We start from the raw sequence: 17,115 nt of genomic DNA on the forward strand, positions 1-17,115 counted from the left end.
TCAGGACAGGCTCACCTCTGGTCAGGCCGGAATCCAGTCATAAAGACATGCCGCGAAGCCGACAAAACCATGATGTTGCTTCACTTGACCGAAGGTCAGCCTGTCCTGAGCCTGTCGAAGGGTGGGAATTTTTTAATCATCTGGATTCCGGCCTGCGCCGGAGTGACGCAGATTTTGCTAATGGACTATTTGAGTTGAAATCACCGGCCCCGGACTATGCCGGACTTCAATCGGCCGGATCAATTAGGCCGGATCAACCGATAAGCCGAGGACTAGCATGTCGTTGAAGCACACGCCTTTATATTGCCGCAGCGCGGGCTTCACCTACATCGGCCTGCTGATTCTGGTCGCCATCATGGGCGTGACGCTCGCCACGATCGGCACTTTCTGGAAGACAGCGCAGCAGCGTGCCAAGGAACAGCAACTGCTGTTCATCGGCAACCAGTTCAGCCAGGCGATCACGGCCTACAATCAAAATACGCCCAGCGGAGCGGTACAGTTCCCGAAGAAGCTCGAAGATTTAGTGCTGGACAAGCGCTATCTCAACACCACACGTTATCTGCGCAAGATATTTGCCGATCCCATCACCGGCACCAGGCAATGGGGGCTGATCAAAGGCGCGGATGGCGGTATTGTCGGCGTGTATAGCCTGTCCGAAATTGAGCCGATCAAAAAAAACAATTTCGGCAGAGGATGTGAAGCGTTCGCCGGAAAAAAACACTATTCGGAATGGAAATTCGTCTATCACCCCAACGGCAACGCCCTGGCTTCAGCCGCCACGCCCGCTAGTCCGCCACCCGCCAACCCGTTACCACCCGCCTACCAGGTACCACCGGTGCAACCGCTGCCGGCAGGATCCACTGCCGACCCGCGCAAACAAAACTATTGCCAGATCACGTTCAGCACCGATGCGACAATCTGCGCGAATATTGGCGCCAAGTTTGGCGCTGCAGCCGGGGCGACTTGCATGGCGTCGGCCAGGGCACGCAACGCCATCTGCGTGAGCAGCGATGGAGCCGCATCCATGCCCCCTCTGGCAGTTCAATACCAATAACCCGAATCGCGCTGGAATCAACGCGCATCTAAACGTAGCAACGTAAATCCCGCAGTTGAATCGCAACTGCGGAATTTACGTTGACCCCGTATTTTTTTCTCCGATATCAAGCCTACCGATTTTTTCCATTGAGATCTGATTTCTCGTTTCACCGGCACCAATACCTGTCTGTCAGCACCCGAGTGTCACGTTCAATAGTCCGGATGGACTAGTAAAACCTAGTCCGTTCGGACTAGAGAAGATATTTTTTTTGAACATTTCTTTTCATGTTGCCACGCTAATGTGCAACTCGCCTGAAAGCCGTTCAGGCACGCACCAAAATAGTCTGAACGGCTCATGCCAAATGCATTTTCAGACCGAAACTTTGTAATGACCACTCGGTAGATTTGCGGTCGGCTGCACAGGAATGTTGTGGGTCAGTTGTTAAGGCTAAACCCGTTGCGAGGCGGGGGCGGAAAGCCACGGATCTCGACGCAAGTGGAGATGGCCGGGTTGCACATGCAGTAGCGGGCGATGCGTTGTCCGTAACTTGAATGGCTGTGAAACCGCTTGCGGTTTCGGGCTTTCTTAACAGACCTCCCTCATCAGGGAGTTATTGAAAGGGATTTACGATGAAAATGAAAATGAATATGACCGTACTGGCAGGTGCTTTGGCACTGGCTGTTGCTGGTCAGGCAAACGCTACAGCAACTGACACTATCGTCAATGGCGGTACTTTTGCCAACGATCTGGTTCTGTCGGTTTGGGATACAACTGCCAACACTTCCTACACCGGCAATCTGGGTGTCACCATGCAGAGCTTCCTGAATGGCATTACCTTTGGTGGCACAGCCAAGGTTCCCGCTATTTCCGGTGCTTCAACTCAAGGTAACTTCAGCTTTAGCGATGCCACTTTGACCAGCTTCCTGGCCAAAACTACAGATGCTTATGTATGGTCCGTTGCTGCTGTATCTGTGCCTGGGATTGCTTATGGCACCTCTGGTATTCTTAGCACTACTAACAGTGGCACAGCAGCCGTTGCAAATACAACTGCACCGAATTTTACAGCTGCAGCTACAGTTATGAATGGCACATACCTCGCTGATGTCAACACAATGTTGACTGCGGCTCCTGCAGGTACAATTTCCATCACTACTCCGGCAGGTTATGCGGGTGCAGCTTATATGGGTAATTCCGTTGCCAACGGCTTCGCTGGAGCTGTTCCGTTCACCAATACCGCAGCACTCGGCGCAAGCCAAAGCTTCTACTTCGTGACCCCGACACAAAACAGCCGTGGCGCTTATGCCGGTTCTACGAACCTGCAATTCCTGAATTCGACAGGCGCGGCTGCAACATGGACGCTGGGCACAAACGGCGCGTTGTCATACGCCGTAGCTGCAGTTCCGGAACCCGGCGAATGGCTGTTGATGTTGAGCGGTTTGGGATTGCTTGGTTTCATCGCAACACGTCGTCGTAATAACGAAAGCAGCATGACCTTTGCTTAAGGTTGCGTAGCCAGCCCCTGCCTTGAAGTGGAGGCAGGGGTGATGCAAGTGAATAGCACCACTGAATATTTAATTTAATGTCATTCCCAAATTGGAGAAATAAAATGAAATTGAAAGCAATCGCAGCAGTATGCGCCTTGGCCTTTGCCGGCCAGGCATTCGCCGCAGCCCCGACACCCGCTCAAGCTGCTGCCTCAACAAATCAGTTGTTCATCTCCGGTTCTTCTGCCTTGCAGAATACGATCGGCCAGATCGCCAACGGTATTTTCACAGCCGGCACAGTGAGCGTATTTGAAGACGGCTCTGCAACAGTTCCTTCCGGCAACAACTATCGCGCTTATGCCGGTACGTTCTCGGCTGCAGCGGGTGCTGCTCTGGCTGGGCAGACCGGTGTTGTGTATGAAACTGCCAAGGGCGGTTCTATCATGGGTGTGGTTCCCGTGGCTTTGGCTCAAAATGTAAACAGAATCGATCTGACCACTTGCGGCGCAGCCGCTGTGGGCGTTGATTCTGTCACGGGCGCACCGCTGTGGTCTTGTACTGGCGCAGTTGGGGCAGTGCCTGATGCAGGTGTTTCCGACGTAGAGCCAGCCATGTTCGTGGGTATCAACGTACCGGCAGGTACTGCACCGGCTACGCCGGCCATCATCGCTGCGCTGACAGCCCAAGCCACACTGGCTCAGCCAATGTCCATCATTGTTACTCCTAACACCGGCATCACCAACCTCACCAAAGCACAGGTAACCGGCTTGATGGGCGGTTTGTCCACTGACTGGAGCTTCGTTGACGCAACTTACGCAGCAGGTCCCGTTATTGTTTGCAAACGCACTGCCGGGTCGGGTACACAGGCTTCGATCAACGACTTCTTCTTCGGTTTCCCTTGCACTTCATTACCACAAGGTCCTGCATCTTATCTCGCAACGGTTGCTGGTGGCTACACAGTGATCGAGAACACTTCTTCCGGCGCGCTGGGTTCTTGCATGACAGCTGCTCAGAATGGTCTCGCAGCGGGTGCGACTATCGATATCACCAGCGGTGCGATCGCTGTGCATGCCGTTGACGCAACTCACATCACTTTGGCAGCAGGTGGCCGTGCCATCGGTCTGATGGGTCTGGATCGTCCGCCCCAGCCTTTGACGAATGCCCTCATCAATGGCTATGCAACCAAGACTACTGAGTTGTATCAGCCTATCAGCATCGGCGGAGCGGTTCCTTCCGTTGTAAACGCTTCTTTGGGTGGCTATGATGTTGTTGTGAACAACTCCTGGAACAAGCGTGCAGGAACAGTAGGCACGGTCGCTCCTCTGGCTGGCAATCAATTGGCATTCTTCAACGCCATGGCCGCGCAATCAGGCAACAAGACCATCCTCGGTACAACCAAGGTTCCACCCGTACCAGGCGTTGCAGCTTTGGCTGATCCGATCAACCTGAACTTCGACCCGACTCTGAATGCTGACGGCACCTTTACCAACCCGGTCATGCGCACCAGCAAGTCCAACAGCTGCCAGCCTGCAATCCAAGTGCAATAAGCAGTTCGTTTATTTGGCCTGTCTCCTGAGTACCCCGGCGCAATGCCGGGGTTTTTCTTTTTGGGTTGGGTAAGACGATCCTTGAATTTCTCGAGCGGTTGGCCGGTGGTTTGTTGCAGAAATGTCAGTCCCTATTTTGCCACCAGACCTTTCAACGCCTGAAGTTAGCACGGTACTAGTCCGTTCGGACTAGTCAATTCTCCCCATTTGTATATTTATATTCATGTTGGGCCGCTAGAGTCGCTAGTTGCAAAGAACGTTGTCCGGACGTGGGTTCACCGACCATTCGGCAAGCATGTCTGAGCGTCGTTCGTCCCTTCGGCATAACCAGCGACTTGGTTGAGGTTTTTTGGCAACCTAGTCGAATGGCTAGTAGTTTTATCAAGCTCAGGGCGAACGGATTTTCAGTTATCGGGGACAGGCTGGATTGCTGGCGCCTGTTTATTGCGTGCGAAATGTTGTGGCGGGCATTTATGGGCCTGCAGTGATGAGCGTCAAATTCGTTGAATTGATAGGGCGCATTTTGGTAACGAATTGATGAGATTGACCCCCATTTTATGGCTGTGTGCAGGACTCTTGCTTATGTGCACCAGCCGGGCAGAGCCGGTACCCGAGGCAGCCCCCGCAAGAAAGAACAGTTTCAACGTGATGGAGTATCGCATCGAAGGAAACAGGATGCTGTCTGCAACCCGTATTGAAGAGGCTGTGTATCCGTATCTCGGCGAGGACAAAACCATCGCCGACGTGGAGGCTGCACGCAGTGCGCTGGAGAAAGCGTATCGGGATGCAGGCTACCTGACGGTGCTGGTGGATATTCCCGAACAGACCATCACCAGCGGAATCGTGCGCCTGGCCGTGGCGGAAGGCAGTGTAGAAAAAGTGCGCGTCGTGGGTTCCCATTATTACGATCTGGGCCGCATCCTGTCCAAGGTGCCGGAGTTGGCGCAGAACAGCGTGCCGTATTTTCCCGGGGTGCAGAAGCAAATGGCGGACGCGAATCGCGCAGCCGATCTGCGGGTGACCCCGGTGCTGCGTCCGGGCAAGACGCCGGGCACGGTGGATGTGGATTTGAAGGTTGAGGATAAGTTGCCGTTGCATGGCAGCCTCGATATGAGCAATTACGCCGCCCCCAGTACCTCTTCGCAGCGGCTGACCGGGATGTTGCGTTACGACAACCTGTGGCAGCAGGAACACAGCCTGTCGCTGCAGTACCAGACGTCACCGCAGCAATGGGATCAGATACGTGTGCTGTCCGCTACTTACCTGATCCCGTTGGCAAGCGGAAATCAGTTGGCGATGTACGCGGTCTCTTCGCACAGTAACGTGGCAGCCCTGGGCGATTTGACGATGCTGGGGCAAGGCAACATTGCTGGTGCGCGCTGGGTGTTGCCGTTGTGGTCGAAGCCGGACTTGTTTCATAGCTTCACGTTGGGCGTGGATTACAAGAATTTCAAGAACGATCTGTTGGTTTCCAGTACGAACACCGGACACACGCCGATCAGCTACATCCCGTTCTCGGTGGGCTACAACGCCACCCTGCCGGGAACGGAAGGGATGACCACCGCCAATGTCACGCTCAATTTCACTTTGCGCGGCGTGGGCGACAAGATGACGAGTTGCAACGGGCAGACGGTATCGGAGTTCGAGTGCAACCGCTATGGCGCCACGTCGGATTATTTTTATTTGCGCGGCGGCTTCGACCGCACCCAGACCCTGTTCTGGGGAACGTCGCTGTACGCCAAGCTGGATGGCCAGATGGCCAGCGGCCCGTTGATCAACACCGAGCAATTTCTGGGTGGCGGCGCAGATAGTGTGCGCGGCTACAGGGAAGCCGAGCAAGCAGGTGACGACGGCACGCACGGCACGCTGGAACTGCGCGGCCCGCAGTGGGCCGAGGGCGATGTGAACGATCTGCGCATGTTGACGTTCATCGATGCGGCGCATCTGCGGGTGAGAAGTGCGCTGCCTGCGCAGGCAGAAACAGCCAACCTGACCAGCGTCGGTGTCGGGTTGCGGTTTCAGGCCTGGACGTATTTGAACATGAGGCTGGATGTGGGTTGGCCGCGCAAGAGTACGGCTTACACCCCGGCGGGGGAACCGCGTGTGGGGTTCAGGGCGAGCTTGGCGTTTTAGTTATTGACGTTTCGATGAAGGTCGATGGCCTTGCCCCCTCCCTCATTCCCTCCCCCGATGGGAGAGGGAAGCCTAGTCCTTCTTTGCTATGGAGGAAGGCTTTAATTCCCTCTCCCTTCGGGGGAGGGCTAGGGTGGGGGAAGTAGTTTTGATTTAACCGAACCCGCACAGAAATAAAGTGGAAGGAACAGCGATGAAAAATGACAAGCAAAAAGTCGGCACGAAGCAAACGCGTGTACCCCAAATCGGCAGACTGACTTTGCTGGTTGGCGCGCTGATCGCCACGGGCGTGCTGTCGCCATTGTCGCTGCCGGAAGCAGTAGCTGCGCCGTTGCCGGTGCCGATGGGTTTGCCTTGCGGTGGGTGTACCCTTGCTGCCAATGCTCCAACTAACGTGTATAGCAATTTTGCCGGAGCGGGTACATCGGTCACGATGTCGAACATCGATCCGAAAACCGGTCTCCCGAACGCCAACAACCTGACTATCAATCAGCAAAGTCAAGTCGCCATCCTCAACTGGCAACAATTCAACATCGCCCAAGGCAATACTGTAACTTTTGTGCAGCCGAGCAGCACGTCGAGTGCGCTCAACCGCATCTGGGATGCGAACCCAACCACCATCGCCGGTTCTCTCACCGCCAACGGCCAACTCTATCTGATCAACCAGAACGGTATCGTTTTCGCGAATGGCGCGCAGGTGAACACGAATGCGCTGATCGCCTCGTCACTCAACATTACGGATAGCGTGTATCAGAACGGCTATCTGGCGAACAACAATACACCCGGTACCGGTGTGATCACGCCGACATTCTCTGGTAATAGCGGCTTTGTCAGGGTCGATACCGGTGCGGTGCTGAATGGTTCGCGCATCATGCTGTTTGCGCCGGTGGTGGAGAACAACGGCAGCATCGTTACGGCTGATGGTCAGGCAGTGCTGGCGGCGGGTTACAAGGTCTATCTGGAAGCCAGTCAGGATCCGAATTTGCGCGGAGTATTAGTTGAAGTAGATTTCAATAATCCGGGGTCTAGGGCAGGGGGTGTTGCGGCTCCAAACGTAGGTGTGGCCGATCCAAATCTGGCGGGGAAGGGGCTTCAACATACTGAAGTCGGTACTGTTACCAACACTGCCGACATTGTCGCCCAGCGCGGCAACATCACCCTGATTGGCTATGCCGTAAACCAGCAGGGGCGGGTTTCGGCCACGACTTCGGTCACCGAGAACGGCTCGATCAAGCTACTTGCCCGTTACAATTTAGCGACGTCTATACCGTACAATCAATCCCAAACCACCGATGTTAAAGATCCCATTTACGATATCAGGGCGAACCAGACTGGAGTCGTGACACTGGCCAAAGGCAGCCTCACCCAGATAACCCCTGAAACGACCGACACTTCGACCACGACAGACGGACAGGGATTCAACCCCTCCATCGTGGAAGTCATGGGCAAGAACGTGAACGTGGAAGGCAGCATCTTCGCACCCGGCGGCAAGGTGAACCTGGTGGCTGCGGGCTACATCGATCCTACGGTGGGGTCTCTCGGTTACAGCGGAAACGGAATCTACCAGGAAATCGATCCGAAGCTTGCCTACAGCAGTTTCCTCAATCCCAATTACAAGCCGGTCGCAACGGCGGATGGTGCCAGGGTATTCCTCGACAATGGCAGCCTGATCGACGTTTCGGGCAGCACGGCTTCGGTTTCCGTTGCGCGAGACATTATTGCCGTGCAATTGCGCGGAACTGAACTGGCGAATGCTCCGTTGCAGAAGAACGGTATGCTGTACGGCCAGACTGTATATGTGGATATCCGCAAGGGAACAACTCTTGCCAACTATTCCGGAGAAGAGGCCCAGATCGGGCGCACGGTTGCCGAGCGCACGTCGGCGGGCGGGAATGTGGTCATCGCATCCACCGGGGACGCAGTGATGAACCCGGGAGCAGTAATCAATATTTCCGGAGGCCAGGTCAATCACACCGGCGCGAATATCAATACGACATCGCTTATATCCAACGGCAAAGTCTACGATATCGCCACCGCCTCTCCTAACATGATCTATGCCGGCATCTCCGGCACCTATAGCGTGACACACAGCAAATGGGGTATCACCGAGACCTTCAGCACGATGGCCGGCGGCGACCTGCGTGGTAGATGGGATCCGGGATATGTCGAAGGCAAGGCGGCCGGGTCGGTGACATTGCTGGTGCCAAATGCGGCTGTCGAAGGCGAAATCATCGCGAATACGGTTTCCGGTATCTACCAGCGGCAGCCCTATGTGGATATGACTGCCTCGGGCACGTTGACCCCTCTATACATGAATACTTGGCAGATGCTGCCCAAGGGCGGAACTCTGACCATAGGCTACAACGGATCGGGAGCATTGAATGCGACTACCGGTCAATACAATTTCCTCACGAACCACGATGTGGCAGTACAGGCGAATTCGCAGCAGACGACGAACTATGCACCTCTTGATGCGTTGTCACCGACCTCGCCTATTGTTCTGGATACCAGCCTTTTCTCCTCCAACCTGAACAATCTGAACGTTTATACAAACGGCATCGCCAGAATCGATGCCGGCACGCCACTCGTACTTGCTTCGGGCGGCTCGGTCACGCTGCAGGGAGGGCAGGCTGATATGCTGGGTTCGATCAATGTCTCCGGTGGGTCGGTCAGCTTGGGAACGGTGTCAACCGTAAATCCGAAATACAACCTTGCTGGTGCAGTCACGGTCGGCGGCAATATTTCAACGCGCGGTACGTGGGTGAACGATTCAAAATTTTTCGGGCCGTTTGATCCTTCCAAAGCGATCGTGACGAATGGCGGGAATATTTCCATCAATTCAGGCAATGACCTGATCGTCGCTTCCGGTCTGACATTGGATGCATCGGCAGGCGGCTGGGTCGATCAATCCGGCACGGTTCACGGCGGCAACGGCGGGAATATCAGCCTTTCCGGGAATTCGGTTAAGGCAACAGATGGTACCGCGTTGAGCGGGTTGGACAGTATCGCTTTGAAAAGTTACGGCTTGGATAGCGGCACCGGCGGGAGCTTCAAACTGGCCTTAATTGACGATATTCAGATCGGAGGTGTTGCAGCTAATGGAGCATTCTTGTTGCCTGCTGAATTTTTCCAGAGCGGCGGATTTTCTGCTTACACGATCAATAGCGGAGGTATCTATGGACTCAACGTGGACGGCTTTATCCAGCCCAAAGCGCAGTCGCTGATACTCAACCGTGATGCGGCATTCAAGGCTACGGGCACGGATGTCTATGCCTTGTCAAATCCCGGATTCCAGCCTGACTGGCAGCGTAAACCGGTCAACATTACTCTTGGGCAAACAAGTTCTGCGGGTTTCAGCGCTTTGACCATAGGCGACAAGGCTGAAATCCTGGTCGACCCCACGGCAAGCATCACCCTGAATTCAGTGAACCAGTTGAACGTGCTGGGCACGCTGGACGCGCCCGCCGGGTCGATCAATCTGAATCTGAACTTGCCAGCCAATTTATATATCCCGACGCAGTCGATCTGGCTGGGTTCGGGTAGCCAACTTTTGGCAAGAGGTTATTTTCTGCAGGCTCAACCCACCAAGAAGAATCTGACCCAAGGGCAAATGCTTGCCGGCGGCAAGATCAACATCAGCGGCGCAAACAATGGCTATGTGGTCGCGCAAAAAGGTTCCCTGATGGATGTATCGGGAGCATCAGCCAATATCGATCTGCCGCAACTGCAATCGGGTAATTTGGTTTACCGCACAAGTCATGTGGCTGGGGATGCGGGTTCGATCTCTGTCCAGTCAAGTGAAGGCGCACTTTTCGATGGCAGCATGAACGCAGCCGTCGAGGCGGGAAGCCAGGCGGCTGCAGGATCGTTCTCATTGACCTTGAAAAATAATCCGGGAATCGCCCAACTCGATCCGCTCATCAGCCCGCTCTATCCGACAAATCCTGCGCAGATTCAAGTCATGTCAGGGGGTAATGGTAGCTTTGCCACCCAAGTTTTTGGATCTAATACCAAACTGGTAGCTGGTGGTATAGCTACTTCTACTATTCTTGATCCACTTGCGGGCCGGGTACTATTGGATGCAAATGCCCTGCAAAAGGCGGGTTTTGATCAAGTGACGTTGAAGAGCGACAACGCCATTATGCTTGCCGACCAGGTTAATCTGCAAACCCGGCGCAGCATCACGCTGGATGCACCACAGCTTGTTTCCAATGGCAACAGTACGGTGTCATCGGCGCAAGTCACGCTCGGCAATCTCAATCTGAATCCTCAACTCCAGTCATTGCTTGATCCGATTCTTGCCACAAGCATTAGTCCGGCAAAAGGCAGCGGAACGCTGAATGTTTCGGGCCAGATGGTCGATCTGACGGGTAACTTCGTGGTCTCCGGCATCAGCCAATTAAATGTCGTCAGTAGCGGCGGCGCCAGCAGCGACGACATCCGTCTGAACGGTGTAATCAACTCTACCAATACTGCCCTGCAAGGCAGCTTGCATACACTAGGGAATGTGACCCTGACAGCCGATCAGGTCTATCCCACCACCATGTCGCAATTCACGCTTTCGGTGGACCCGGGTAATCAGAATGGGACGATCACGATTCAGCCCGGTCAACATGGTGCGAGTCCGGTGATGTCTGCCGGAGGTCAACTGACTTTGAGTGCAGCTGACATCGTGCAAAACGGTGTGCTTAAAGCACCCTTGGGCACGCTTAATCTGAATGGCGGCAATACTGTGACTTTGGGTGGCGGAAGCCAGACTTCAGTGTCGGCAGACGGTCTCATCATTCCTTTCGGGCTGATCCAGGGTGGCAATTCCTGGATGTATGACCTGACCGGAAACGGCAATCTTGTTCCAATCTCTGCTCTCCAGCTAAACCAGCAAAAGATAGTGACTTTGAATGGACCAAAAGTCACGGTTGCGCCAGGCGCGACAGTCAATCTTTCGGGTGGCGGCGATCTTTATGCCAACGAATTCTTTGCCGGGACGGGCGGTACGGTGAATGTGCTCGATCCGGCCAAAGCGCCAGCCAACACGTTTGCCATCATTCCTGGCATATCCGGCTTCGCACCTTATGATCCGCAATCGGTCGGGCAATACCTGCAGGGGGGTTCCAATACCACACTGAAAGCGGGCGCCAGCGTTTATCTTGCAGGTGGCAATGGCCTTGCGGCGGGTTATTACACGCTGCTGCCGGCAAGTTATGCGTTGCTGCCCGGCGCTTACCGGGTGACGGCGGTTTCCGGTTACTCCGACATGCAGCCGGGTCTGGGAGCTACAACCCTGCTGGATGGGTCGCAGATCATGGCGGGTAAATTTGCCGTCGTCGGCACCAACATCCAGGATGCGCGCTATTCCGGTTTTGAAGTGTCGCCGGGTGCCGTGGTGCGTACACAGTCTGAATATCACGACAGCTATGCCAATGCATTCTTTGCAGCTCAGGCTGCAACCAGCGGGAGCCTTGCGCCCAGATCACCCGTGGACGCAGGCCAGCTCATCGTCGATGCAACGGGTGCGCTCGTATTGGATGGCACTTTCAATTCCCAGCCTGCTGCCGGAGGCAAGGGGGCATGGGTTGATCTTAACGGGCCGCAATTCGATATTGTGAATACCGCAGGCACAGGGATCGCAGGCTACGTTGAATTGACGACGAGCATGCTGAACAACCTCGGGGCGGAAAGCCTGCTGATCGGCGGGGTGAGGACACAGACCTTGACCGGAACTTCAATTGCTGTAGGCGCAGATACTGTTCGCGTCGACAACGCCGGTAGTGTGCTGGCCGGACCCGAAATCATCCTGGCCGCGAACAACGCAGTGACCGTCAAGGCAGGAAGCGACATTGAAGGCAAGGGAACGTTCTCCGGTCAAGCGAGCAACATTACCATTGCAAATGTGAACGCCAACGGTACTTCAGCGTATGGCGACGGTGCCTTGTTGCGCGTTTCTTCCGCAGCACAGGTGACGGTTGCACGAACCAATACGGCCCCGGTTCCGCTCACTGCAACGCTTTCCATCGAAGACGGTGCGACAGTCGGTGCCCAGAATGCAGTGTTGCTGGATTCTTCCAATGCAACCACCATTGGCAACAAAGCCGTTCTCAAAGGACAAGCGCTGAGCGTTGCGGCGCAGGGCATCGATGTCGGAACGAATCCGAATCCCGCCGCGACTTCGCTCGCGCTGACGCCGACACTGCTGGCCCAGATGCAGAATTTCCAGGACATCGCCCTGCATAGTTATACCGACATCAATTTCTATGGTGCGGCTGCGTTGGGCGGATCGGTGCAGGGCAAGTACTCGATATCGAACCTGGTGTTGAATGCCGGAAATCTCAATAGCATCGGCAATGCAGGCAATACCACCATCGACGCATCGACCGTGACCCTCATTAACAACAACGGGAGTTCGACTGCGTCAACACCGGGCGGCTCGGGAACACTGAACATCAATGCGAACCAGATTATCCTGGCGGACGGGAGCAAAGGCATTCAGGGTTTCGACACTGTCAACCTCAATGCGGCACAGCAGATCACCGGGCAGGGCACCGGCAGCCTGACAGTCAGTTCCGGCAACGCCCAAAAATTGGCGCTAACCGGAGAGATCACAGGAACAGCGAAATCGAACCTGTCCATTACCGCATCGGATTACGACGTAACCATCGCGGCGGGCACCGTTTCTGCGCCAACGACGGCCGATGTCGGAGCGGCGTTCTCCCTCAACGGCAAGAGCATTGCTGACAATGGAAACATTGTCATGCCTTCGGGCGCGGTGACGCTGCATGCAACAAATGGTGTGACGCTCGGTGCCGCTTCGCAAATTGTCGCATCTGGCGCAACCAAGGTTATTGCCGGACAAACAGCTTATTCGCCGGCGGGATCCGTTACCCTGACTTCCGACAACAGCAACGTCGATATCGCGAGCGGGGCGGTTGTGGATGTATCTGGCGCGAGGAATTCGAATGCAAAAGATGGCGGCGATGCAGGAACCTTTAACGTCAATGCAACGCAAGGGATAGTATCCATTGCGGGCAAACTCAAGGGTTCTGCGGTGCCTGGGCACGCACAAGGCTCTTTTGTGCTGGACGCGAAATCTCTTGGTACTACTCTCACGACGCTGGACAACCAGTTGATGTCCGGAGGCTTCAACCAGTTGATCGACATACGCGTCCGTTCCGGCGATCTCGCCCTGGATGCCGGCAGCACGGTAACGGCACATTCCTTCCACCTCGCGGCCGACAACGGAAAAATCGACGTGTCAGGCAAGGTAGATGCATCCGGCATAACGGGAGGAGACATCCTGTTGGCAGCGCTGAACAATGTGACGCTAAAAAGCGGCGCGCTGCTGGATGCTCATGCAAGCGGCACCGGACAGGCGGGTGGAAAGGTGACGCTTGAAACCACGGCGGGGGTGATCGATCTCAATAATCAAAGCATCGATGTGCATGGCGATGGCAATACAGGTGGCAGCGTGCTATTGCGCGCACCGCAGATTGCAGTCGGAGGTAGTACAACAAATAACGATGTTGCGATCAACAATAATGATTTGGCTACTGCCAAGCCAGCTGCGAGTCTTAATGTGAGCGCTGGTGCAAACGTCAACGTCGAGGCTTTCAAAACCTATACCGCGACTACGATTGGGGCGGCAGATGTAGTGGCGGCAACAAGCTCGGTTTACTATAACGATGCAACAAACTTTGCCAATAACAACGCCGCCGCAATCAAGACTCGGCTTGGCATGACCGCCAGCCAGCATCTGACTCCGGGCATAGAGATCGACAGCACCACAAACCTCGCACTTACGGCTGACTGGGATTTGTCACAATGGCGCTTCAATAATGGCAATGGCACTGGCGCGGCCTTCAACACGGAATCTGGCATCCTGACTCTGAAAGCGGCCGGCGATCTCATTTTCGGTTCTGCACCTACATCTGCGTTGAACGCCACAACCAATCTTGTTGACATAACTTATCACACAGCGTCGTTATCCGACGGATTTGCCATTACCCCTGCAACTGCCACTGCTCCCGCTAATTACTTCACGCTATTACCCGTTGGCTCATCCTCCTGGTCGTACCGGCTGGTTGCAGGCGCGGATGCGACGGGAGCTAACGTGCTTTCTGTGAAAAATGACAAGAAGGGAAATGTGACGCTTGCAGAAGGAGGCTTTGTAGCCGGTACTCAGGAACTAAAAAATAAAAGAGGTCAGGTGGTTGTTCCTTATAAACCCTCAACAACGTATTTCGAAATGATCCGCACTGGCACCGGCAGCATAGATATTGCGGCTGGAGGCGACCTGTATTTGGGTAACAGTAATTCGATGATTTACACTGCGGGACAGCAGACGATTTTGCCTGCAAGCCGCGCGGTCACCGCGACACAAGGGCCTGTATTTACGACTGGCGGAGGCGATATCAACATCGCCGTCAAGGGCAACATCAGTGCGGTCGGGGCGCCAGATCCGATAACTGGATTGCCATCTGGTTCTGCTGTCAGTCAGCTCATCACAGATTGGCTATGGCGTCAGGGTTCGCCTAACGGCACAGTGGCCGTGCAGCCCGCATGGTGGGTTGATTTCGGTTCCTTTGCGCAGAACATCGGCGCATTGGGCGGTGGCAATCTCAACATCAGTGCGGGAGGCAACATCACCAGCCTCTCTGCCGTGGTGCCGAGCACGGGTTATGTGGATACGGCCACCGGTGCAACGAAGCTGGTTTCAGGCGGCAACCTCAGCGTGAAAGCCGGGGGCAACATTGACAGCGGTATTTTCTACGTGGGCAACGGGCAGGGAACCATCAGTGCGGGGGGGGCTTTGGACTCGTCGCGCAAAGATGCGAATACCACGCTCTATACCATTCTGGCATTGGGGCAGGGCAATATCGATGTACGAACAGGCGGAGATTTGAATCTGCAGACTGCGTTCAACCCGACCATGAATGGTGTAGGAACCATGTTTTTCACGTATGGCGATAACAGCGGCATTTCGCTCGAGAGCCTGAATGGCAACATTTTGCTCAGCAACGCTACAACTTTCTATCAAGGTAACGTAGGTACCAACCTTGCCACTACTCCTTACATCAATCCTATCAATATCGGCACCACAGCCTATCCCAAATACGCAAATCCAGGTGCGTTGACGGTTTATCCCGGCACGCTGAACGTTACGGCCTTGAACGGCAGCATCAGCACCAGCAGTTCACCCATGAGGCTTTTCCCCTCGTCTACAGGCAATCTGCAACTCATTGCGGGTGCCGACATTAATTTCAACGGTCTACTGACCATGTCGGATGTCAGCCCGATTACGCTACAGCCGAATACGCCAGTTTCCAACTACATCGACACAGGTAGTAGCGACCCCATGGCAGGCCATGGTTTTGTGATCGATCCTGTTCTTGGTCAGGTGCCAGTGCACAACGGGGATACAACTCCGATCATCATCGCGGCGGGTGGCAGCATCATAGGAAACAATACCGTTTCACCGATCACGCCGCTGTTAACCCTGCCCAAAGCAGCCAATATCCAGGCTGGGGTCGACATCGTGAATCTCTCGATGTCCGTGCAGAATGTTCAGAGTACCGATACCACCGGCATGACGGCAGGGCGCGACATCTTGTTCACCCCGAACCCAAACTCTACCAGCACAAGTCCGATCAATACGATGGGCATAACCGTTACAGGGCCGGGGCAACTTGTTTTGCAGGCCGGACGTAACGTAGATCTGGGGGTTTCGCCCGGTATTGTGTCGAACGGCAATCTCGCCAATCCTTACCTGCCTGCTCAGGGTGCCGGCATCACCGTGCTGGCCGGAGTCGGACAAGGCGCAACCGATACGCAGGCGTTCATCGATAAATATATCAACCCTGCCAGCGCAGGAACGACATACGGTGCCGACCTGATCGCGTACGTGGACAGCTACGGAATGCCGCAGAATCAGACTGCAGCGCAAGCGTTTGCCTACTTTGACACGTTGTCGCAGCCGCTTCAGGACGCTTTCGTCAGGCAGGTTTTCTTCAGCGAACTGAGGAGTACGGGACGCAGCGCGGTGAATACGGGCAACTACCACTCTGGATATGCCGCCATCGCCACGCTGTTCCCTTCCGGCGGGTATCAGGGCGATATCAATCTTTACTACAGCCAGATCAAGACGCTGCGCGGCGGAGATATCAATCTGCTGACTCCAGGTGGCGGTGTCAACGCGGGACTGGCTAATCCGTCCTCGAACGGCCTTGCAAAAACGGCGGCTGAATTGGGTATCGTCACTGTTGATGGCGGCAATGTGAATGCTTTCGTCAACAATGATTTCACGGTCAACCAGTCGCGCGTGTTTACGCTGCAGGGCGGCAATATTCTGATGTGGTCTTCTTACGGCAATATCGACGCAGGCAAGGGATCGAAGAGCGTATCGTCCACGCCGCCGCCGCTGCTGGTGGTCGATCCGAAGACGGGTACTTTCAATGTGGACGTAACGCAGTCCGTGGTCGGCAGCGGCATCCGCGTGTTGCTGGCGAACAAGAACGTCGTGCCGGGCTCAGTCGATCTTTACGCACCTGCCGGCGTGATCAATGCGGGAGATGCAGGCATCGGATCGGCAGGCAATATTTATCTCGGTGCGTTGCAAGTGCTGGGTGCCAACAACATCAACTTCGGCGGCGTTGCGGCAGGTGTACCGATTGCCGCGCCGGCGCCGGTCAGTGTGGGTCTGGGCAATCTGCAGGACGCGAGCAAGGCCGCTGATCAGGCGACCCAGAGCCTGGCGAGCGTCAACAGCATGAATACGAATGACTTCAGACCTACTTTCCTCTCCGTCGAGGTGATCGGATTGGGAGATGACGCAAATCCGAGAGATCAAAACTCGACCCAGTAAGGATACCAACCTGAATAAACCCAATGATCGCGCCGGGATATTTCCCGGTACGTCACTGTC

Annotated in this window: 5 protein-coding genes and 1 riboswitch; all 5 genes read left to right on the plus strand. The window is 55.1% G+C overall.

Going from position 1 to position 17,115, the window contains the following annotated elements:
* Positions 1–277: 277 nt before the first annotated feature.
* Positions 278–1,054 (plus strand): type II secretion system protein, encoded by a 777-nt coding sequence (locus tag QOY30_RS04990; protein ID WP_283743532.1) that lies wholly within the window; start codon positions 278–280, stop codon positions 1,052–1,054.
* A gap of 418 nt (positions 1,055–1,472) precedes the next feature.
* Positions 1,473–1,554, plus strand: a riboswitch (cyclic di-GMP riboswitch).
* 111 nt (positions 1,555–1,665) lie between these two features.
* Complete coding sequence (locus tag QOY30_RS04995) at positions 1,666–2,538, plus strand: PEP-CTERM sorting domain-containing protein (RefSeq protein WP_283743533.1); 873 nt, start codon at positions 1,666–1,668, stop codon at positions 2,536–2,538.
* Between the two features lie 104 nt (positions 2,539–2,642).
* A complete protein-coding gene (locus tag QOY30_RS05000; RefSeq protein WP_283743534.1) occupies positions 2,643–4,067 on the plus strand; it encodes a type 2 periplasmic-binding domain-containing protein in 1,425 nt (474 codons plus the stop codon).
* A 582-nt stretch (positions 4,068–4,649) separates the two neighbouring features.
* Positions 4,650–6,200, plus strand: a complete 1,551-nt coding sequence (locus tag QOY30_RS05005) for a ShlB/FhaC/HecB family hemolysin secretion/activation protein (protein WP_283743535.1) — start codon at positions 4,650–4,652, stop codon at positions 6,198–6,200.
* A gap of 193 nt (positions 6,201–6,393) precedes the next feature.
* Positions 6,394–17,055 carry a filamentous hemagglutinin family protein gene (locus tag QOY30_RS05010; RefSeq protein ID WP_283743536.1) on the plus strand — a complete coding sequence of 3,554 codons (10,662 nt, stop codon included), beginning with the start codon at positions 6,394–6,396 and terminating at the stop codon, positions 17,053–17,055.
* The last annotated feature ends 60 nt before the right edge of the window (positions 17,056–17,115 follow it).

The organism is Sideroxydans sp. CL21 (genome assembly GCF_902459525.1).
In the GTDB taxonomy this organism is placed as follows: domain Bacteria; phylum Pseudomonadota; class Gammaproteobacteria; order Burkholderiales; family Gallionellaceae; genus Sideroxyarcus.